Here is a 20,323-nt window from a genome sequence, read left to right as displayed (position 1 = left end):
AAAAAAGCAAATGCTATTATGCGGCGCTCTTCAGGAACGGCTCCAGCGCTTCCAGGAAGCCCGACGGGTTATCGCCCGCCACCAGGTGGCCCGCCTTGGCTATGGTGGCCCCTTTTGCTCCAGGAACGACCTCTAGCATTCTCTGGAACGTCTCCTCCGACAGCACGTCCGTGTTGGCGCCGCGCACCACCAGCGTCGGGCACTTTATCTTCTCCAGCGCTGCCCACAGCCTCTCCGGCGGCCAGTTCTGCGGCTTGAAGTCTGGGCTTCTAATTGCCTTGTCGTACTTCCACGTCCACTTTCCGTTGGGCAGCCGCTTGATGCTGTGCTGCAAGCTCCCGTGCACCATCCACGTTGGTCGGCCTGTATACCCCTTCACCCGCTCGGCGAACTCCTCATAGCTGTCCAGCTCGTCGGGCAGCGTGACAAACCGACGAATGCGCTGGCTACCCGTCCGTACCCCTCCCGGCCCTGTGTCTACAATCACCAGCGCTTTTACCAGGTCCAGGTGTCTGGACGTGAACACGTAGGAATTGCGTCCCCCCATGGAATGGCCGACGAGTATGAACCCCTTCAGCCCCAGCGCCGGTATCACCGCGTCCAGGTCCCTCTGCTGCGCTTCCGCCGAATAGTCATGGTCAGAAGGCCACTGCGTGTCGCCGTGGCCACGCTGGTCCAAAGCTATCACGCAGTACCGGTCGCTCAGCGCCAGCGATACGAAGTCCCAGCTATGGGCCTGCTGCGCGACCCCGTGCAGCATCAAAAGCTTTGGTTTCTTTGGATCGCCCCACTGCAGGTAGTGGAACTCAAGGCCGTTGGCCCTCACCGTCTTATCAGCGGGACTGTTGGCCTCTTTAAAATTGACGCCCATGCGCTTGGCCGCTTCATGCAGCGGCAGGGCCTGGGTCTCGGGGATGCTGCTCATTAGCGGCTCCTTGGACTACGTTGCCTGCGTCGCTCAAAGCCCCTCAATCATACTGCAATGAGCGCCTGTGGGCACCCTTGGCCTAAAGTTCACCTTGACGCTCTCAGAGGCCATCCTTACAATTCTTAATTAATTGACCATCCGGTCCGCGGGCAGAGCAATGACTAAAAAACTTCGGTTGCGCCCCCAAAAAGCGGTTTCCTCAGGGGGCGTAGTCTACACTAGAGACGGCCATGAGATTAAGATAGCCCTCTGTGGCCGCAAAGAGCCTCCACGATGGAGCCTTCCCAAAGGCACCCCCGAGGATGGCGAGACCATTGAAGAGACCGCCGTTCGCGAGGCCCAGGAAGAGACCGGCCTCAAAGTCGCCGTGGAAGAGCCCATTGGCAGCATCAACTACTGGTTCGTCAGCGCCGGCGACCATATACGCTATAACAAGACCGTCCACTTTTATCTCATGACCGCTCTGGGCGGCAGCCTTGATGACCACGACCCGGAGTTTGATGAAGTGGCCTGGTTCGACCCGGATGAAGCCCTTCGGCGTCTTACCTTCGCCAATGAGGTCAAGATTCTCAACAAAGCCCTGGCCCAAATCCGTGAGAGGACAGGGCAGGAATCTTCTTGATGGAGTTAAGAGGCGCAAAAGTCGTCCTTCGCGAGAAGCGCCTGGAGGATGCGGCCAACGAGTTCGAATGGCGTTCCGACCATGAGCTCTCCCGCCTCGACGCCTCCTACCCCCTGGACATGAGCTACTCCGAGTTCCAGCGCGTCTACAAAGAGCAGCTCGACTATCCCACCCCCTGGACTCGCCGCCTCTCCGTAGACACCCTCAACGGCCTCTACATCGGCAACTGCATGTGGTACGACATCGACGCCGTTAACAAAGAGGCCGAGGTCGGCATCATGATCGGCGACAAGGCCTATTGGGGCCGGGGCTACGGCTACGACGCCCTCGTCACCCTCATAGACCACATCTTCTCCTCCAGCTCCCTGCAACGCCTCTACCTCCACACCCTCGACTGGAATAAGCGCGCCCAGCGCTCCTTCGAAAAGAGCGGTTTCGCCACTGTGAAAAAGGTCAAGCGCTCCGGCTACAACTTCGTCCTCATGGAGCTCCTCAAAGACACCTGGGACAATATCCGAGACCACAAGCTGGCCGCCCGTTTCTCCCCCGCCGACACCGCCCCCAAGCCCTGACCTGCTGAATCGATAGCGCTTATTTATCCGCACGGGCTTTCACGGTTGGGCAGATGGGCCTCGGAGGTCCCTGTCTGGTTCCCCCTCTTCTCCTTCGCAATAGGAGAAGAGGGGGTTAGGGGATGATGAGGTGATCTTTTAATTCTTTCCCTCTTCTCAGAAAGAGCCTGTCCCGAGTATCCCCCCAGGGAAGAAGAGGGATTAAGAGTGATGAGGTCGACCCGATTAGAACTAAGGCAGGCTTTTCATACCAGCCAGCCTGATGAACCCTACCGCACCGCCGGCCCCGTCGATGGCGGCGCTGGCGGCGGTGCGGGGGCCGGGTTGAACAAATCGACTCCTATCGTAATCGGAAACACCTTTATCAACTCGTCTACCGACCACCGGCCCTCCTTACGAATCGTCCGTGCCGGCTCCGGCGTGTTCAGCAGGCTCACCAGCCCGTCCGTGACATAAAACACCTGCCCGTTCACATGTGACGCTTCGTCCGACGACAGCCACGTCACAAAAGGCGCGATATCCTCCGGCTCCCCCCGCAGCGCGCCGCCGCCCGACGCCTGTATCCCCGCCGCCGCCCTCGCCTGCCGCGCTGAGTCCGGTATTGCCCCAATCATTCGTGTATTTGCGCTCGGCGCAATCGAATTGCATGTGACGCCGTACCGCCCCAGGTCCCGCGCTACCACCCGCGTGAATCCCGCCACCCCGTCCTTGGCCGCTCCGTAGTTGGCCTGCCCCGTATTTCCTATGGTGCCAGAGGTAGAGGTGAACGTGACGATTCGCCCGTAACGCTGCTGCCGAAATAGCACCGAGGCATGCTTGATAATGCTGAAGGTCCCCTTCATATGCACTGCGATAACCGAGTCCCATTCCTCCTCCGACATGTTGAACACCATTCGGTCTCTAAGAATCCCGTGGCACGTCACCACGATGTCCAGCCGTCCAAACGACTCCACCGCCTTCTTCACCAGCGCCTCGCCGCCCGCCATCGTCGCCACCGACTCGTAAAATCCGACGGCCTGGCCCTTCGCGGCCTTGATCTCATTCACCACCTGGTCCGCCACCTGCGCCGATCCTCCCCGCCCATCCAACTCCGCGCCAATGTCCGCCACCACCACCTTCGCGCCCTCCTGTGCCATCAGCAATGCCACTCCCCTGCCAATGCCCCTGCCCGAGCCTGTAACTATCGCAACCTTGCCCTTTAACAGATTCCCCATTTCTTACGCTCCGTTCTATTTTCTCCGATATGTTCCAAGTAGTGCTCTAAGCAGGCTCCCATCTCAGCCTCCTTCTGGTACTCTCCCTCCTTGAACGCCTGGTGGTAATTGAGGCTTGGGAAATGTGACAAGCTTGACCGGCACCGAGAAAATTCCTTCTCCCTTGATGTTGAGCTCCTTAACCTATATCCATTCGAAATCCCGATGATAATCGGGAGGGGAAGGCGCAGGTCGAAGACTCGCCGTGGCGAGATGAGGGTGAAACCCTGTGGACTCGATACTTTACTTTATCATTGCCACTTGCCATCACTGCTCCATCTCCAAAACGTGTCGATATAACTAGCGCCACCATCGTGAAGTAAACAAGGCGACTTAACTCTTCGCCGCCTGCGGAGGCGCCGGATTCACCAGCCCCGCCGTCAAATACCCCTTCGCCAGCGGCGACAGCTTATCCAGGCTCCACCTCTCGCCGCCGTTAAAAATCGTCTTGATTCCCCTCGGCTGCGACATTAACGCCACCACGCCTCCATAGACCAAAAAAGTCTGCCCGTTTACGTTCTGCGCGGCGTCGCTGGCCAGGTAGCACACAAAAGGCGCGACGTCGTCCGGATGCGCCGACGCCAGGTCATCCTCCCCCGCGATGGCCGCCACCCCCTGCGCTGCTCTCACCTGGCTCGCCGCTGACGGTATCGCCGCCGTCATACGAGTGTTGGCCCTGGGCGCAATCGAGTTGGCTGTCACCCCGTACCGCCCCATATCCCTCGCCACCACCTTGGTGAACCCCGCGATGCCAGACTTCGCCGCACCATAGTTGGCTTGCCCCGAGTTCCCTATCAGTCCGGACTCGGAGCTGAACGTTATAATCCTTCCCGAGCGTTGCTGCCTGAACATCACGCACGCGCTCTTCACCACCGTGAACGTCCCCTTCAAATGCACTGCGATGACCGAGTCCCACTCCTCTTCCGTCATGTTGAAAATCATTCGGTCCCGCAATATCCCGTGGCACGTCACCACTATGTCTACTCTTCCAAACGCGTCCACCGCCTTCTTGACGATGGCCTCGCCCCCCGCCATCGTCGCCACCGACTCGGTGGCCGCTGCCGCCTGTCCTCCAGCGCTTTTTATCTCCTTCACCACCTGGTCTGCCACCTGCGCCGACCCGCCGCGCCCATCCAGCTCCGCCCCTATATCCGCCACCACCACCTTCGCGCCCTCCTTCGCCATCAGCAGCGCAACCCCCCGGCCAATGCCCCTCCCCGCTCCGGTGACGACGGCTACTTTACCTTCAAGATTTCCAGCCATGACTTCTCCTCAGTTCATGAATAATTAGTGCTAAAATCGCGCCGTATCCAGGGGTGGACAACGGGTAGACAACTAGGCGTCAGTCTCGATTCCTGGTCGGCAGCGCCGCCGTAGCTACGCCTGGTGTAAACTTCTCGCCCTTCTGGTTCTCTACCCACACCTCGCAGTCCACCAGATGCTCCCCGCCCTTAACATACTTCTTCGTCACCCGCCCCTTGCAAAGCAGCGTGTCCCCTGGCCTGTCCATCCCTCGATACTGCGCGCCTAGCTTCCGCAGCGTCCCGTGCTCGCCAATCCAGTCGGTCATAAGCTGGCCCAGGAACGCCTGCTTCAGCGCCCCGTGGAGAATAACCCCGTCCAGCCCCGTCGATATCGCGAAGTCCTTGTCGTAATGTATCTCGTAAAAGTCGCCCGATACCCCCGCATACCTCACCAACTGTCGCGTCGAGGGATGTTTAACCAGCGTTGGTATCTCCATTCCCTCCTTAACGTCCTCCCAAAAAATCTGCTTGCCCATTCTCTAGTACCTAATCGACGTGTTTTTTTGGGTCGCCACCCTCTGCCCGAGCTGGTTAGTGTAGGTAGTCTCGGTAACAACAAAGACCATTTGTCCCAGCCGTCCCGTTTTATCGAAGATATCCACAATTTTCGTCACGCCGGTGATTATGTCCCCCGGCCTCACAGGCTCAAAATATTCCCACTCGCTGCCCCCGTCCAGTGGTCGGTTAAACGGGAAATCGGCAGGCAGTTCCTGCAGCCGCTCCGTCCGAATCGCCCGCAGAAACGTCGGTGACCCCACCATCCCGCCTAAGCGAGTGTTGCGCGCCACGGCCTCATCATTCCACAGCGGGTTAGGGTCCTCCACCGCCTGCGCGAAAGCTCTAATATGCCCCTTCTCCACTTCCATCGTCACCGGCTTGCTCACAAAGCCAATGTACTTCTTCTTCAGCGACGATATGTCTTTTTGTGCCTGGTGCGTGCTCATAACCCGCCTTTCCGTGCGCCCCGAGTTTATCCACGCCCACAGGGTGTGTCAAGAAAACCCCTCAGACCACATGTCGCTATCCCCCCTGCCGACCTCGCCTGCGCCGATATAGAAAACTCGGGCCGCTGCTGCTCTCCAGCTCCCCCGCCCATATCCGCTCGAACCCCGCCTTCTCCAGCGCCACCCACGACGCGATGTTCTCCTGTTCCGGGTCCGACAGCACTATGTCTATCTCTAGGTAGACATCAAAGACCAGAGAAACAAAGTCTCGTATCGCCTGCGAGCCTATTCCCTTACCCACATGCCTCTCTTCTCCCAGGAGAAAATCGATCCCAGCGGCGTTTTCCAGGCCCGCCTCCACCGTCTGGTACACCGCCCACTCTTCAGAATCCTTCAACCGCCACAACTGAATAATTCCGGCAGCCTCTCCGTCCACTTCTATCACAAACACTCGCGTCGAGTCCTGCCCGTCGATACACGGCAAATACATCGTCTCCACCGACTTCAAATCCTCAGGGTCATCCCACCACTCGGCTACGTGTGGCGCCGCTAGCCACTTTACTAATAGCGGAAAGTCCTGGCGCGAAATGGGTCGAAAGCTAATCTGAAACATCTATATGACTCAAGGTGAGAAGCACAAATTGCCTTAGCCTGATAGAATGCCCTTGCCTCTTGCGATTATAAGGTGGAGAAAATGCCCCGCAAGATACGCCCCCTGCCCAAAGAAGTCCTAGCCCACTACGAGACCTTCGAAGAGGGCGATAGGCTGTCCAGAGACCAAGGCCTCGTCGAATTCGCCCGCAGCCAGGAAATCCTCACCCGATGGCTCCCCAGGCCACCCACCCTCATCCTCGACGTCGGCGGCGGCCCCGGCAAGTACGCCCAGTGGCTCGCTGGTAAGGGCCACCAGGTCCACCTCATAGACCCTGTCCTCAAGCACGTCAAGCAGGCCGCCCGGCATACCGACAAAAAGTCCCCAAGGCCCATCGCCAGCGCCACCGTCGGCGACGCCCGCTCCTTGGACTGGGACGGCGGCAGTGTCGACGCTCTCCTCCTCATGGGCCCCCTCTACCACCTCACCAGCCGCGACGACCGCATCACTGCCCTCCGCGAGTCCCATCGTGTGCTCAAAGAAGAGGGCCTGGTCTTCTGCGCCGGCATCAACCGCTTCGCCTCCCTATACGACGGCATCTCCAAAGGTCTCATCGACGACAAGTACTTCCTCGATCTCATCAAAGCCGACATCGAGTCCGGCCGCCATCGCAACCCCCGTAACATGCCAGATTTCTTCACCACCGCCTTCTTCCACCGTCCCGAAGAACTCCAGCGCGAGGTCAGCGACGCAGGCTTCGTCATCGAAGACCTCCTGGCCGTCGAAGGCCCAGGCTGGCTAGCTCCCGGCCTGGAAGACCGCTGGAAAGACCCCGCCAAAAGAAAGCGTATCCTAGACCTAATCAGGCTGGTTGAACATGAACCGGCTGTCATCGGCATCAGCCATCACTTCATGGTCATTGGCCGAAAGCGCGTCTTCACCGAAATTGAGCGGTAGGTTGACCTGGGAGGGCGCTTTGGTGTCCCAATCTGATTCTCCCTCTTCCCCTTCCAGCAGACGCTTGATGCACATTGAGGGCTTAACATATGAAAAACCGCGCCCTTTTTTGTCGGATGGGGGTAGGTTTCTCCTCAGGTGCCCCCTCTTCTCCCGTAGTCGAGAGAAGAGGGCTGTAAGCTCGCCGTGGCGAGATAAAGGGTGATGAGGGTCCCCCAATTTATGACCAGGGAATATTATTGTGCATCACGCGTGAGTAGAAAGGGACCAGGGATGGTATCCCGACTAAAAACAAGATATGCATTGTGCGAAATAGGTCTCGCTAAGTTAGAAGGAGATCAGTGTCTTGGTAGCGAGACAGATCCTACCGCTTATCCCGCAAATCCCTCAAAAACGCCTCCACATCCCGCACCATCTCATCCCCGCTCGGCATCTCTATATCCACCGCCTCGTCAAACTTCGTCTCCAGCTTCTGCACGTACGCGCTGAGCTGCGAGTCCTTCTCCACAGCCTTCTGCATCTCCGCGAAAAACGCCTCGGAAGCCTCCTCCAGAGGCTTCGTGTTCAGCTCGATATCCAGCACCTGCCGCACCGAATTGACAATTCCCAGCGTCAGCTTGTAGTTAGGCGACGTCTGCATATAGTGTGAGCTGTGGCCCCAGAGGGTAATGAACTGCAAACCTCGGGCGCTGCACCGCTCCATCATCGCCGACGGTATCCCCACCGGCCCCTGATAATTTGACCCCCGTATCTTCAACGACTCCAACGACTGCCTGCGCTCCGTCTCGTTGGACGACCCCGTAACCCTCAATGCGCGAGTGTGCGGCACCGCATCCAGCAGCGCCCCCATGTGCAGCACCGTCTGCACCTCATACTGCTGCGCCAGGTTCAGCACGGCGTCGCAGTACGTCCGCCACTTTAAGCTGGGCTCCGTTCCCAGGAGAAAAAGGAACCTTTTCTGCGTGGAGTCCGAAGTCTGATAAAAGACCTCGTTCTTGGGCCAGGCCAGTTGCCGTTTACCGTCCTTCGACACTTTCACGATTGGCCGCGTCTGGCTGAAGTCATAGAACTCTTCGGGGTCCAGCTCCGCCAGCTTGCGCGCCGAGAAATTCCGTAAGAAAAACCGCAGCGCTTCTGTCGCCCCCTCATTGGCGTCGGGCCAGCCTTTAAAAGCCATAACCAGGTGGGTGAACTTGCCCGGGGCCTTCTCGATGATGGTGAACGGGTTGGCGCCGGCCAGGGGCTTCCGCCTGCCCGTCCTGTTGGGCTGCTTCGTCGTCATAATGACGTTATTAGTCTACCACACCCGCGGAAGCGGCTATGAAGCGGTGTTCAAGCCTTCTAGGAGCAAAGCCAGCGTATTTTCATCAGGCGCCACCGCCAGCCTAACCTCCGCTCCCGACCGCGCCACCCGCGACTTCATGCCCACCGGCAGACCCTCATCCACATACCGCTTCAGCGCTTTCTCGAACTCTTCCGCGTCCCTCGGCGTGTCCCACACCGTCATCGCTCCCAGCGCGTAGCGTCCGGCCGCGTCCCGAAATAGCCGGTAACGGTCCCCGCCCCAGCCCGCCGCTGCCGCCGACGCCTCTCCAGAATTCATTGCCTCCTCAAACCAGGTCCTGATAAAAAACTCCCCCATCGTGTCCTCGTCCTCCACCACCCATCCCGCCGATGTTATAGCCTCGCTGGCGGCCAGCGTGACAGTCGTCGGCCCGCGGCCCTGCTGGTACATAGACGGGTGTAGTATCTGCTCGGTGGATTGAGGTGGGTTCCGAAACGCCCCGTCCACCGTATCGTAGCCCCCGCCTACATACAGCGCCTGGACAAACCTGAACCCGTCCGCGTATGGAAACACCAAAATTTTGCGAATTATCGCCGGAGCGTTGTCATACACCTCCGACGGCCTGTCCCGCCCCACCGCCTCCTGCATCTCCCTCTGCGTGAACCGCCGCGACCCGTAAAGGAACTCTGTCAGCGTCGCGCCCCCCCTCAATGAGCGCCGTCACCGCTCCCCCGGCGTCCGAATTGCCCTCATTCCCCTCCGAAAGCCCGTTCAGGTCGAAATGCTGGTGCTGCAGCGCGTGTGTGTATTCGTGCGCCAGCGTCAGCTCCTCGTAAACGCCTATCCTATCGGACTCTGAGATAACATAAAGCGACTCGTCCCCAGGGTCGAACAGCCCCGCCACCTGCTCCCCCAGCAACGCCAGGAACAGTTTCGTCAGGTCCACGTCCGCTTCTATCAGGCCCAGCAGCGCGTACAGGTGCTGGGCTTTGGTCAGGTCCTCCTTATTCTCCTCTGTTACCCTATCGGCCAGGTAAGCGTTCAGCTCCTGCGGCCTCATCACCCTGGGCGGGGTGTCCTTCTTGAAATCCAGCCCCCGCACGCCTGGCAGCAGTTCCTGGATGCGCTCCACCGCCTCCCTAAGCGCTGGGGGTGGGGTCGCCTGCGGCGTCGATGTCGGTGTCGAGGCCGTGGTCGGCGTCGCGGTGGGCGCAGGCAGCGTGGGCGATGCCGTAGCCATCGGTATCTCGCCCGACGTCGCCGTCGGTTGCAATGTAACCGTTGGCGTATCCGTGGGAGCCGTCGTAGCCGTCGGCGTCCCCTCCCGGCAGGCCGCCATCCACAGCCCCATGGCTAAAACCAGGCTGGCCAGTAAGACTCGTTTGCGCGTTAAGCCGCTTATTCGTGGCTTGCCGATGCGCTTAACCAATCTTGCCCGCCGTCCACACCTTCCCCTGAGCGCCGCAGTGCTTCCTCGCCACCACAGCCTCGCACGTCGCTCCCTCCCAGACCTCCACCTTCCCCGCCTGGGCAAAAGGCGCCATAAAGTCCTGGACACGCTTCATATCCGGCGCTTCCACAATCATAAAAACGTGTGGTCTTTTACCACGGCCTCGCCCAGGATTTTAATGCCGCTTTTAGCCGCATTAGCCTTGGACACGTGCCGCAGCAGCATTGGCCCCATCTGAGGATGCCCTGCCGGGCAGGTTTCCGCGCCGTGCTGATGACGGGTCACAAATAGCGCCATGACCTCTCCTTGGATGCGTATTTATCAACTCTTTCTATGTTACGTCCTAAGCGATTGCCGTGAAAATAGGCTTAGCATAGTGGCTGGCTGTTCTCTTCTCGTTTTTGTTCCCTTCCGGGAGGTTTTGTTCTAAATTCATGGATTGTTTCTTTGCCAGCCGTCTTGTTCTAACAGGCCTCGTTCCTTAGGAGGATTAGATGGGATGCGAATATTCGTTCCTACACAGCACAGCCAATCTAACTCTATATTCAAGGCTGCAAGTGATATGCAGCCTTGCTCTGATTGCACGCCTAAATAGGGCATCGTGGAATAGTCAGGATTTCGACTAAGTGTCTATGTCCAAAATGCAGACAGAATGGACGCCAGGAATATACACCTGCATTTTAGGGGGCATTCTTATGGTGTGAACCAACATATTGCCTCGCCAGCGGCAGACTTCCCGGCGCCCATGATTATTTAGTGAAAATCAACGATACGGGAACCATTGGGGGAGCAGCCCTCTGGGAAATGTCTCCCCTGCTTGACGACAAGGCAGGAAAAGAAATCTAACTAATAGACAAATGGAAACTTATAGACACATGGAAGCTTATCCCCGATAATGCCTCAAATAAAGGGTGTGGAGAGGCGGGGCATGAACCTCAAGAGCGGTTTTATCAGCGCAGGAATTATTGGGGCGTTTCTCGCAATAATCGTCCCCGCCCTGATAGTAAGTGCTAACCACGAACCCTGTCCCTCAATATACGTTATACGTTCAAACGGGCACGTGTGAGCTGTGGCAATCGAGTCGACATTCCAGTTCGCCGACTCCAACCCCCTCATCGGGACCTACGTCCACGCCTACCCCCTCTCCAACCCCAACTCGTACCCCTGTATCTACGCCTACACCAACGTCTACCGCAACCGAAGCAGAATTTATGCGTCTGCTGAACGAAGAGCGAGCAGCTCGCGGCCTTCGTCCGGTGCAAACTAATGAAGCCCTTAGGCGCGCCGCCTATCTTCACTCTAAGGATATGGCGCAGAACAATTACTTTTCTCATACCTCCCGGAACGGCAGGACTCTTAGGGACCGAGTCCAGGAGCAGGGATATACGGGCTGGACGCGGATAGCCGAGAACATTGCATGGCATAGCGGCAACCCGGATGCATTGCGAGTGTTTAACATGTGGAAGGGGTCCTCTGGCCACTACCGGAACATGACGGGCAATTATAACGAAGCGGGCCTTGGGTACTATACGTACAACAACCGTACGTATTACACATTGGATCTCGGATACAGGAACCCTTAGTAAAAAGGAGGCGAGGCATCAAGGGGGTTATTGGGGAAAAGCTCTCTTAGAAGGGCCATCGCTTGGTCTTCCAGTGCAGAAGAAAAAGCTCCCCGGGCTAGGTTCGTCAAGTGTACCAGAGAAGTGGCACTCGACGAGACGCGTGACCTGACAGCGTAGCCCTTCTGACTCCAATCTGTGTTTCGGTACGGAAATTTTGATTTTCCTACGCTCATATAATTCATTTTTTAGAATAACCTACCGTCACGGAACAAAACCATTGGCCCGAATTTGCATCGGGATTCAGACTTCCTCCATCAGCCCTCACCCTCCCCTTTTCACGCCTCTCCGTGCCTGCCTTTTCCTTGACACTCCTACCTCCCTGAGATACGATAACTAAGGCAAAAACCCTGGCAGAACTGGGCCTGTGCGCTAGGCGTGCAGGATATTGTTCGTCCAAGGATTGGGGATATAGCTCAATTGGGAGAGCGCGGCGTTCGCAATGCCGAGGTTGGGGGTTCAATCCCCCCTATCTCCACCAGGCCCCTGTAGCTCAGGCGGATAGAGCGGCGGCGTCCTAAGTCGCGCGTCGGGGGTTCGAGTCCCTCCAGGGGTACCACAGGAGCGTAGCTCAGCCCGGCAGAGCAGCGGTCTCCAAAACCGTCGGTCGGGGGTTCAAATCCTCCCGCTCCTGCCATTTTTTGTCCATGGACAGTGTCCAGACCTCACCTGGCGCTCTTCCACGTTAGGACGCTCTTTGATATCATGCTCCTCCGGAGCCGAGGTGGTGGAACTGGTAGACACGCAGTCTTGAGGGGGCTGTGGGCGTAAGCTCGTGTGGGTTCAAGTCCCACCCTCGGCACCAGTTTAATAAGGCGACGTAGCCAAGTGGTTAAGGCGGAGGTCTGCAAAACCTCTATTCGGCGGTTCGATTCCGCCCGTCGCCTCCATCTCATAAATCTTTTGGGAGCGCTTCCTGAGCCTCTGCGTTCCTTCACCTTTCTCCCCTCGCCGGCCGGGGTGGCGAAACGGCAGACGCGGCGGACTTAAAATCCGCTACCTTTACCGGTGTGTGGGTTCGAATCCCACCCTCGGCACCACTAATCATCGCTTCCTTGAAGGAAGACGCGTTACGATATTTCACTTATAATGCGACGTTATGTAAACTCTAATGCCCTTCTTTTTGCTGGAATTAGAAATTTTTGTCTTGACACTTGCAGAACCAAAAATCTACTATATTCTCTGGTGCCTGCCCCTTATAAACGCATTAACCTTTAAAAACTGAATAGACGCACTCATATCGGGCGGGTCCTATTTAGAAAGGACGGTGAAAAATCCGTGTTTAAGTTTTTTGGTGCCGTCCTCGCAGCACTGTCGGGCAAGAGTATCAAAGAAGCCCAGCTAAAGGCTCAGGTGATTGTTGCGGAAGCGGAGGAACAGAAGCGTAAGCTGGCTCTGGAGGGTAGGGAAGAGGCTATTAAAATCCGGGCCAGTGCTGAAGAGGAAATTAAGGAAAGATTGCTGGAACTCAGAAATCAAGAACGCCGCGCAAGGCAGAAGGAAGAAAACCTAGACCATAGACTTGAGGGTCTCGACCGCAGAGAACGGACCCTGGATGAGAAGATGCAGGGCATTGACCAGACTAAGCAGGAACTGGAGGAGCTAAAGCAGCGTCAAGTTCAGCAGATCGAAAGCCTGGCCGGCCTCACCTCAGGCGAAGCCAAGCAGATGATCATGGCTAAGGCCGAGCAGGAGATCAGGCATGACCTCGCCAAGAAGTACTACGAGCTCGAGCAGGAAATCAAACACCGGGCCGACGAGGAGGCCCGCAAGGTCATCACCATCGCCATCCAGCGCCTCGCCTCAGAAGTTGTCTCGGAACGCAGCATTTCCCGCGTCGCCCTCCCCAACGACGAAATGAAGGGCCGCCTCATCGGACGCGAAGGCCGCAACATCCGCGCCATCGAAGCCGCCACCGGCGTTGACATCCTCATCGATGACACCCCAGAGATGATCACCATCTCCTGCTTCGATCCCATCCGCCGTGAAGTTGCCAGGCTGGCCCTCGAATACCTCATCAAGGACGGGCGTATCCATCCTACACGCATCGAGGAGATGGTCCAGCGCGCCCAGCGCGAGGTGGAAGAGACCATCTGGCGCTCCGGCGAGCAGGCCACCTTCGACGCCGCCGTCCGCGGCCTCAAGCCTGAGCTAATACGGCTCCTTGGCCGACTCAAGTATCGCTACAGCTACGGCGAGAACATCCTCCTCCACTCCGTGGAGGTCGCCAACATCGCTGGCCTCATCGCCTCCGAAATCGGCGGCAACGTGGAAGTCGCCAAAGCCGGCGGCCTCCTACATGACATCGGCAAGGCCCTTACTCATGAGGTCCAGGGCAGCCACGTGGAGATCGGCGGCGATGTCGCTCAGAAATATGGCATCCACCCCGAGGTCCATAGGGCCATCGTTGAGCACCACGACGACCAGCGCGGCTCCATCGAGGCCCTTATCGTGGCCGCCGCTGACGCCATCAGCGCGGCCCGCCCCGGCGCCCGAAAAGAGAGCCTGGAAATGTACGTGCAGCGCCTGGAGGCCCTGGAGCGCGTTGCCACCAGCTTCCCCGGCGTGGAAAAAGCCTTCGCCATCCAGGCTGGCCGCGAAGTCCGCATCATCGTCAAGCCTGAAGAGGTGGACGACTTCGCCGCCGCCGTCCTCGCCCGTGACGTGGCCAAGAAGGTGGAAGAAGAGTTAGTCTACCCGGGCCAAATCAAAGTCACCGTAGTGCGAGAGACCAGAAACATAGAAGTAGCCCGATAGTAACCCTTAGACATCACTAAAAGAGGCCCTGGAAGCAAGTTTCCAGGGCCTCTTGTTTTGCCAGATTCGAGATGTATAAATCCCCTACACTCAGCACTAATTGAGGATAGAATTCCTAACCCAACAACCGTTCATGGCATTCTGAGACGCAGTCGAAGCCTGTCCTGAGCCTGGTCGAAGGGAACCTAATCACCGTGACCGCTGTTCACGCCCCTTTTCTGCCAACAAGCCTAGTTTTGTCATTCCGAGCGGCAGACCCGATGTACTCATCGGGACGCAGTTTGAGCACCTTCACTTGGCTATATTAATCGCGAAATCCCGATGTTAATCGGGTCGAGGAATCTGGCCTCACTGGAATCCAGATCAAATCTCTTGCTAAGCGGCTCCGCCTTTTTGTAGGGGCGAGGTCGCCTCGCCCTTGTCTCTCTCATCCTCTTCTCCCTTTCAAATCGACCACCTCTTCCTTAGCTAACCCCTATCCCTCTGCGCTATAATGTCTTTGAAGTCAGTTACCAGGAGCTTCAACTTGCGCGTGATGATGATCGGTGATGTGATTGGCCGCCCGGGCCGCGAGGCCGTAACCCGCCTCGTCCCCGCTCTGCGCGATGAGTACGCCATCGACCTCGTGGTCGCCAACGGCGAGAACAGCGCCGGCGGCATCGGCATCACCCCGGACACCGCCCACGAACTCTTGTCCGCGCAAGTGGACGTCATCACCTCCGGCAACCACATCTGGAAAAAGAAAGAAATCATCCCCTTCCTCAAAGAGGAGATGCCCGTCCTTCGACCCGCCAACTACCCGCCGGGAAGCCCTGGCCGCGGCTTCATAAATCTGGGCGACGTGATAGTGGTCAACCTCATGGGCCGCGTCTTCATGGAAGCCCTGGACTGCCCCTTCCGCGAGGCCGATCGCATTCTCAACGAAGTCAAAGGCCCCAACGCTCCCAAAATTGTCCTCGTGGACTTCCACGCCGAGGCCACCTCCGAAAAACAGGCGATGGCCTGGTACCTTGCGGGCCGGGTCAGCGCCGTCGTCGGCACCCACACCCACGTCCCCACCGCCGACACCCGCATCATCGCCGACCGTACCGCCTTCGTCTCAGACCTCGGCATGGTCGGGCCCCGCGACTCCGTCATCGGCGTCAACGCCGCGCCGGTCATCGAAAAGTTCCTCACCCAGATGCCCCGCTCCTTCGATGTTGCCTCCGGCCCCGTCATGTTCAACTCCGTCCTTATAGACATAGACGCCTCCACCGGCAGGGCCACCGCCATCCAGCGTCTAGACCGCCAGGTCGACTAGCCATGCCCGCCGTCGACCTCCACCTCCATACCACCGCCTCCGACGGCCGCCTCACGCCAACCCAGCTTGTGGACCTCCTAGCCCAGCGCGGTGTCGAATACGCCGCCATCACCGACCACGATTCCACCGAAGGCATGGCCGAAGCTTTGGAGGCCGCCCGCCGTCACCCCACCCTCCGCCTCATCCCCGGCATCGAGCTCAGCGCCGACCACCAGGACACTGAGGTCCATGTCTTGGGCTACTTCCTGAATTGGCGCGACCAGCGCCTCCAGTCCCAGCTCCAAGAATTTCGTCGAGGGCGGGTAGACAGGGCCAGGACAATGGTGGACAAACTGGCCGATTTGGGCCTTCCCATCGACTGGCCTCGTGTCCAGGCCATCGCCGGCGAAGGCGCCGTGGGCCGTCCTCATATCGCCCTCGCCATGGTTGAAAAAGGTTACGTCAAAGAGGTCCGAGAGGCCTTCGATAAGTACTTGGGGCGCAGCGGCCCCGCCTACGCCGAGCGCCAGAAGCTCAAGCCCGTGGACGCCGTGGCCCTCATCCGCAAGGCTGGTGGCGCCGCCGTCCTGGCTCATCCCACCTGGGTAAACAACGTGGAGGCGCGCATAGAAGAAATGCTCCCCGCCGGTCTCGCCGGCATGGAGGTCTATTACGGCGTCTACTCCCCGGAGACCATGTCCCGCCTCGCCTCCATCGCCCAAAAATACGGCCTCATCGCCTGCGGCGGCAGCGACTACCACGCCCTCGGCAACCCCGACGAAGCCCTTCCCGGCTACCAGGGCCCCCCGGAGTCCGCCGTCGACGCCCTTAAGGCCCGCGCCTCCCCCACCGACGCCCAAATCCGGGGTCGCCTTTAGTCGGTACTAGCCGCCTTGGACCTAGCACTTCTTTACATCTACTCCTACTTCATAGGCGCCGTGCCTACCGCCTATATCATTGGCCGCATCGCCAAAGACATAGACATCAGAAAATACGGCAGCGGCAACGTCGGCGGCACTAACGTTTACTACCACGTCGGCCATGGCTGGATCGTCCCCCTCGGCCTCTTCGAGCTTTTCATGAAAGGCGCCTCGCCCATATGGATAGGCATCCTTCTGTTGGACCTGGAGGTTAAAGGTCCCGCAGGTTCCGAAGCCGTCAACTTCATCTTCGGCTTCGACCGCGACTCTGCCTTCCTCGCCGGCGCCAGTCTCCTCTCCATCGTCGGCCACAACTGGTCCGTCTTCCTAAAGTTTCAGGGAGGTCGCGGCCTCGCTGTGGCGTCCGGTGCTTTTGCCGCCATGGCCTTCTACCAGCTCTGGATATTTATCGCCGGCTCCCTCCTCGGCTGGTACGTCTTCCGAAGCTCCGCCATCGTCGTCCTCGTATCCCTGCTTCTTCTCCCGTTATGGACCTTTTTTATGGGGCAGTCGCTGGTAATTGTGTGGTATCTTATGGGTGTCCTGGGGCTGGTGGTATTGAAACGCCTCGTATCCAACTGGACCCCCCTGGACAAGAACCTGCCCACCGAAAAGGTCTTGTTTAATCGACTCTTCCGTGACAGGGATGTGGACAGCCGCGAGGCCTGGATCAATCGCAGGCCTGAGACTTCGCCCTAGAACCCGTAGATATGGATGCAGAGCAAGCTAGCCTTATCAAATACTGCGCCCGGCACCCCAAGGTGGAAACGCGCCTGGCCTGTGGCCGCTGCGAAAAGCCCATCTGCCCTCGATGCATGCTCCAGACCGACGTCGGCGCCCGATGCCAGGAGTGCGCGCGAGTCCAAAAATCCCCCCTTGTCACCCTCAAACCTTCCCAGTTGGCCGCCGTAATAGCCGTGGCGGCGGTCCAGGCAGTGGGCCTCGGCGCGGCCTGGGGACTGCTTTTCGACGAAGTGCGGCGGCTCTGGCTCCTGCCCTGGCTTGTCGCCATCGGCGTCGGTTACCTCATCGGTGAAGGCGTCCGATGGGCCTCCAACCGCAAGCAAGCCCCTGAACTGGCCTGGATCGCGGCTCTGGCCACAATCCTAGCCTTCGGTATCAGCGTCTACGTCGGGGTTGAGTTTGGAAACGGCCGCATTGAGCTGATATTCCGAGACATCTTCAACATCTTCGGCGTCGCCCTAGCCGTCTACATGGCCGTCCTTCGCGTCCGCCGCTTCTAACGCAACGAAACTATAATCCTGAGCGAAGTCGGTATTCAGACGCAGTCGAAGTACCTAAGCGTCGCGACCGTCATCGCCTAGTACCCTAATTCCTGCTCTATCCACCCTAATGTACGCGCAATGCACATTGAAAAGTTGCTCGAAGCATCTTTTTTACATGGATGGACTCGTCTCATAACTACGGGCCTTTCAAACAGATGGAGCGTCGGGTGGTCTCATCTGGTTCTCCCCCTTCGGCCTGAAAGGCGAAGGGGGAGCTAGACGCCGTCCTGAGTCCGCCTCTGGCGGACCGAAGGAGGGGGTTGTGGTAGTTCTTTATTCTTTCCCTCTTCTCCTGTAGTCGGGAGAAGAGGGCTGCAAGCTCGCCGTGGCGAGATAAAGGGTGATGAGGGCGCCACGATTAATACCAAGCAATGAGCTGCGTATCGCGCGTTCGATAGGAAAAAAGAAGCGTGGGCACAATACGCTCAATAAAACCAACAATCCTCTATCCCCCTAAGAAGCGCCCGCCTCCAACCATAACCGCCGCGCCGCCCTCAGCGCCACCCCGTACCCAAACCCCCGACGAATCAAATGCTGCCCCATCTTTTCCACAAACGTCCTCTCGCCCTCTCCTGCCAGCTTCCTCACCTGCTTCCTCCCGGCCCTCAGCGCCATCTCCTCCTCGTCCAGCCCCTCCAGCGCTTCTTTTGCAACCTCCCTAGATACCCCCGCCTGCCTCAGCTCCTGCCCTATCATCCTTCCTGACCGCGGCTTGTGCTTCTCCCTCGACTCCCGCCACTGCCGCGCGAAAGCCGCGTCGTTCAGCAGGCCCTCGCTCCGCAGGCGCGACACCATCGCCTCCGCCACCGCCTCCGAAAAGTCACGACGAAGCCGGCGACGCATCTCAGCCTCGCTGCGCGGCCTGTACGATAAATAGCGCAGCGCTACGTCCAGCGGGTTCTTGGGAATCGAGGGCTTGCGCTCCCTGGCGAAGGCTAGGACTCCTCCTCGCCCTCAGCCCCGTCCATAGACGCCCCCACCGCCACAGCCCCCACCGGCCCCTTGGACGCCCTGATCTGGCCCTCAATCTCCCGCGCCATATCCTTGTTGCGCTCCAGGAACTCCTTGGCGTTCTCGCGGCCCTGTCCCAGCCGCACTTCCCCATATGAATAGAACGCGCCGGACTTCTTTATCAGCCCCATGGTCGTGCCCAGTTCCAGCACGTCCGCCTCCCAGCTTATGCCCTTGTTGAACATAATGTCGAACTCGGCCACCCTGAAAGGCGGCGCCACCTTGTTCTTGACGATGCGTGCCCGCACGTGGCTCCCGATGACATCCTGCCCCTGCTTGATCGACTCCGCCCGCCGCAAGTCAATCCGCACCGACGAGTAAAACTTCAGCGCCCGGCCCCCCGGCGTAACCTCCGGGTTGCCGAACATAACTCCCACCTTTTCGCGAAGCTGGTTGATGAAGATAACCGCGGTATTGGACTTGTGGATCGCCGCCGTCAGCTTACGCAGCGCCTGGGACATCAATCGCGCCTGCAGGCCCACGTGCGAGTCGCCCATGTCCCCCTCTATCTCCGCCCTCGGCACCAGCGCCGCCACGCTGTCGATGATCACAATGTCCACCGCTCCGCTGCGCACCAGGTACTCGGTGATCTCCAGCGCCTGCTCCGCGTCGTCGGGCTGCGATATGACCAGATCATCCACCTGCACGCCCAGGTTCGCCGCATACGCCGGGTCCATGGCATGCTCGGCATCGATGTATGCCGCCGTGCCGCCCGCCTTCTGACACTCCGCGATGACGTGCATCGCGACGGTTGACTTTCCCGATGATTCAGCGCCGTAAATCTCGGTAACGCGGCCCTTCGGTATCCCGCCCACTCCCAACGCCAGGTCCAGGGCCAGCGACCCCGTGGGTATCGCCTCCGTCGCCAGCGCCATAGATCCCAGCCTCATCACCGCCCCTTTGCCGTATTGGCGTTCAATCTGTCCTAGGGCAATATCCAGGGCCTTGGAGCGTTCGTCGCTCATGTCTCCTCCACCTTTTCCTGCGTTTTAAATCGCTAATCGTGATGCGGATATTCTATCATCCAAAGGCTTCAGAAACAAGAACAAATGTGTCAGTATTAAGCGTATTTTCGACCCAGTTCCTCTTCCCAACGCAGGTAATTAATTGTGTCCGCCGCGCTCCTCTGGAACCCCATCACCACCACGTCCGTCGGCGGTGTCATCACCCCCGACAAACCTTTCTCCACTGGCAAACCAGCCCTTCTCCAAGCCGTCATCCCTCCAACCAGTACCGCTACCTTGGGGTACCCCATGTCCACCAGCGTCGCCGCCGCCAGGACCGACTGCATTCCATCAACACACGTAACAACTATCGGCCTCCCCTTGTCCGGCGCCGCCTCCCCAATCTCCGCCTCCAGCCACCCCCTGGGTACCCACCTCGACCCCGGCACATGCCCCGCCACAAAGTCCTTGCTCGTGTCCACAAATATAACCGTCCGCCCTTTATCCTCGCTAAGCTCCCTAGGCGAAATGGTCTTTACCTTTCGACGCGCCTCCTCCAGACCAAAAGGCGTCCTCTCCGGCATCCCCCCCTCCCCC

21 protein-coding genes, 6 tRNA genes and 1 pseudogene are annotated in these 20,323 nt (G+C 58.8%); 15 read left to right on the top strand and 13 right to left on the bottom strand.

Annotation, left to right across the window (positions count from 1 at the left end):
• Positions 1-16: 16 nt before the first annotated feature.
• Positions 17-925, bottom strand: a complete 909-nt coding sequence (locus FJ320_08990) for an alpha/beta hydrolase (protein ID MBM3926100.1) — start codon at positions 923-925, stop codon at positions 17-19.
• Positions 926-1,085: 160 nt separating this feature from the next.
• Here FJ320_08990 and FJ320_08985 point away from each other — a divergent pair, with 160 nt between their 5' ends.
• Both FJ320_08985 and FJ320_08980 read left to right on the top strand, forming a co-directional pair.
• A complete protein-coding gene (locus FJ320_08985) occupies positions 1,086-1,550 on the top strand; it encodes an NUDIX hydrolase (protein MBM3926099.1) in 465 nt (154 codons plus the stop codon).
• Positions 1,550-2,122 (top strand): GNAT family N-acetyltransferase, encoded by a 573-nt coding sequence (locus tag FJ320_08980; protein ID MBM3926098.1) that lies wholly within the window; start codon positions 1,550-1,552, stop codon positions 2,120-2,122. The genes FJ320_08985 and FJ320_08980 overlap by 1 nt, the downstream gene beginning before the upstream one ends.
• Positions 2,123-2,391: 269 nt before the next feature.
• Here the strand turns inward: FJ320_08980 and FJ320_08975 are convergent, their stop codons facing one another.
• From FJ320_08975 to FJ320_08955, 5 genes are all read right to left on the bottom strand, one after another.
• Positions 2,392-3,336: an SDR family oxidoreductase gene (locus FJ320_08975; GenBank protein ID MBM3926097.1), complete on the bottom strand. Its 945-nt coding sequence runs from the start codon at positions 3,334-3,336 to the stop codon at positions 2,392-2,394.
• 372 nt (positions 3,337-3,708) lie between these two features.
• A complete protein-coding gene (locus tag FJ320_08970; GenBank protein ID MBM3926096.1) occupies positions 3,709-4,638 on the bottom strand; it encodes an SDR family oxidoreductase in 930 nt (309 codons plus the stop codon).
• Positions 4,639-4,717: 79 nt separating this feature from the next.
• A complete protein-coding gene (locus tag FJ320_08965) occupies positions 4,718-5,155 on the bottom strand; it encodes a dehydratase (protein ID MBM3926095.1) in 438 nt (145 codons plus the stop codon).
• A 3-nt stretch (positions 5,156-5,158) separates the two neighbouring features.
• A complete protein-coding gene (locus FJ320_08960; protein MBM3926094.1) occupies positions 5,159-5,623 on the bottom strand; it encodes a MaoC family dehydratase in 465 nt (154 codons plus the stop codon).
• 76 nt (positions 5,624-5,699) lie between these two features.
• Positions 5,700-6,236 carry an acetyltransferase gene (locus FJ320_08955; protein ID MBM3926093.1) on the bottom strand — a complete coding sequence of 179 codons (537 nt, stop codon included), beginning with the start codon at positions 6,234-6,236 and terminating at the stop codon, positions 5,700-5,702.
• A gap of 81 nt (positions 6,237-6,317) precedes the next feature.
• Here FJ320_08955 and FJ320_08950 point away from each other — a divergent pair, with 81 nt between their 5' ends.
• Positions 6,318-7,172 (top strand): class I SAM-dependent methyltransferase, encoded by an 855-nt coding sequence (locus tag FJ320_08950; protein MBM3926092.1) that lies wholly within the window; start codon positions 6,318-6,320, stop codon positions 7,170-7,172.
• 364 nt (positions 7,173-7,536) lie between these two features.
• Here FJ320_08950 and FJ320_08945 read toward each other — a convergent pair whose 3' ends face one another.
• The 4 genes and pseudogenes from FJ320_08945 to FJ320_08930 form a co-directional block, all read right to left on the bottom strand.
• Entirely contained in the window at positions 7,537-8,454 is a 918-nt protein-coding gene (locus FJ320_08945) for a PAC2 family protein (protein ID MBM3926091.1), read from the bottom strand.
• A gap of 36 nt (positions 8,455-8,490) precedes the next feature.
• Entirely contained in the window at positions 8,491-9,105 is a 615-nt protein-coding gene (locus tag FJ320_08940) for a hypothetical protein (protein MBM3926090.1), read from the bottom strand.
• Positions 9,062-9,886 (bottom strand): hypothetical protein, encoded by an 825-nt coding sequence (locus tag FJ320_08935; protein MBM3926089.1) that lies wholly within the window; start codon positions 9,884-9,886, stop codon positions 9,062-9,064. The genes FJ320_08940 and FJ320_08935 overlap by 44 nt, the downstream gene beginning before the upstream one ends.
• Positions 9,879-10,204: pseudogene (locus FJ320_08930) on the bottom strand (sulfite oxidase). The gene FJ320_08935 and the pseudogene FJ320_08930 overlap by 8 nt, the downstream one beginning before the upstream one ends.
• Positions 10,205-11,118: 914 nt before the next feature.
• On the opposite strand from FJ320_08930, the gene FJ320_08925 reads away from it, so the two are divergent.
• The 12 genes from FJ320_08925 to FJ320_08870 all read left to right on the top strand — a co-directional run bounded on the left by FJ320_08925 (position 11,119) and on the right by FJ320_08870 (position 17,729).
• Complete coding sequence (locus FJ320_08925; protein MBM3926088.1) at positions 11,119-11,490, top strand: CAP domain-containing protein; 372 nt, start codon at positions 11,119-11,121, stop codon at positions 11,488-11,490.
• Between the two features lie 444 nt (positions 11,491-11,934).
• Positions 11,935-12,010: transfer RNA gene (locus tag FJ320_08920), tRNA-Ala, on the top strand.
• A 1-nt stretch (position 12,011) separates the two neighbouring features.
• Positions 12,012-12,088: transfer RNA gene (locus tag FJ320_08915), tRNA-Arg, on the top strand.
• A gap of 1 nt (position 12,089) precedes the next feature.
• A tRNA-Trp gene (locus tag FJ320_08910) sits at positions 12,090-12,166 on the top strand.
• Between the two features lie 81 nt (positions 12,167-12,247).
• A tRNA-Leu gene (locus tag FJ320_08905) sits at positions 12,248-12,334 on the top strand.
• A gap of 9 nt (positions 12,335-12,343) precedes the next feature.
• Positions 12,344-12,419: transfer RNA gene (locus FJ320_08900), tRNA-Cys, on the top strand.
• A 64-nt stretch (positions 12,420-12,483) separates the two neighbouring features.
• Positions 12,484-12,569: transfer RNA gene (locus tag FJ320_08895), tRNA-Leu, on the top strand.
• A gap of 271 nt (positions 12,570-12,840) precedes the next feature.
• Positions 12,841-14,286, top strand: coding sequence for a ribonuclease Y (gene rny, locus FJ320_08890; GenBank protein MBM3926087.1), 1,446 nt, complete (start codon positions 12,841-12,843; stop codon positions 14,284-14,286).
• Between the two features lie 526 nt (positions 14,287-14,812).
• The gene (locus FJ320_08885) at positions 14,813-15,586 is read left to right on the top strand and encodes a TIGR00282 family metallophosphoesterase (GenBank protein MBM3926086.1); all 774 of its coding nucleotides are present in this window, start codon (positions 14,813-14,815) and stop codon (positions 15,584-15,586) included.
• A gap of 2 nt (positions 15,587-15,588) precedes the next feature.
• Positions 15,589-16,443 (top strand): PHP domain-containing protein, encoded by an 855-nt coding sequence (locus tag FJ320_08880; protein MBM3926085.1) that lies wholly within the window; start codon positions 15,589-15,591, stop codon positions 16,441-16,443.
• Between the two features lie 15 nt (positions 16,444-16,458).
• Positions 16,459-17,184, top strand: a complete 726-nt coding sequence (locus FJ320_08875; protein MBM3926084.1) for a hypothetical protein — start codon at positions 16,459-16,461, stop codon at positions 17,182-17,184.
• 11 nt (positions 17,185-17,195) lie between these two features.
• Positions 17,196-17,729, top strand: a complete 534-nt coding sequence (locus FJ320_08870; GenBank protein MBM3926083.1) for a hypothetical protein — start codon at positions 17,196-17,198, stop codon at positions 17,727-17,729.
• A gap of 495 nt (positions 17,730-18,224) precedes the next feature.
• Here FJ320_08870 and FJ320_08865 read toward each other — a convergent pair whose 3' ends face one another.
• The 3 genes from FJ320_08865 to FJ320_08855 all read right to left on the bottom strand — a co-directional run bounded on the left by FJ320_08865 (position 18,225) and on the right by FJ320_08855 (position 20,310).
• The gene (locus FJ320_08865; GenBank protein ID MBM3926082.1) at positions 18,225-18,614 is read right to left on the bottom strand and encodes a RecX family transcriptional regulator; all 390 of its coding nucleotides are present in this window, start codon (positions 18,612-18,614) and stop codon (positions 18,225-18,227) included.
• Positions 18,615-18,706: 92 nt separating this feature from the next.
• Positions 18,707-19,747, bottom strand: coding sequence for a recombinase RecA (gene recA, locus FJ320_08860; GenBank protein MBM3926081.1), 1,041 nt, complete (start codon positions 19,745-19,747; stop codon positions 18,707-18,709).
• A gap of 95 nt (positions 19,748-19,842) precedes the next feature.
• A complete protein-coding gene (locus tag FJ320_08855) occupies positions 19,843-20,310 on the bottom strand; it encodes a hypothetical protein (GenBank protein ID MBM3926080.1) in 468 nt (155 codons plus the stop codon).
• Between the last annotated feature and the right edge of the window lie 13 nt (positions 20,311-20,323).

It is taken from the genome of SAR202 cluster bacterium, from assembly GCA_016872285.1.
Classification (GTDB): Bacteria; Chloroflexota; Dehalococcoidia; order Lucifugimonadales.
This window is presented reverse-complemented; position numbering and strand designations above follow the sequence as displayed.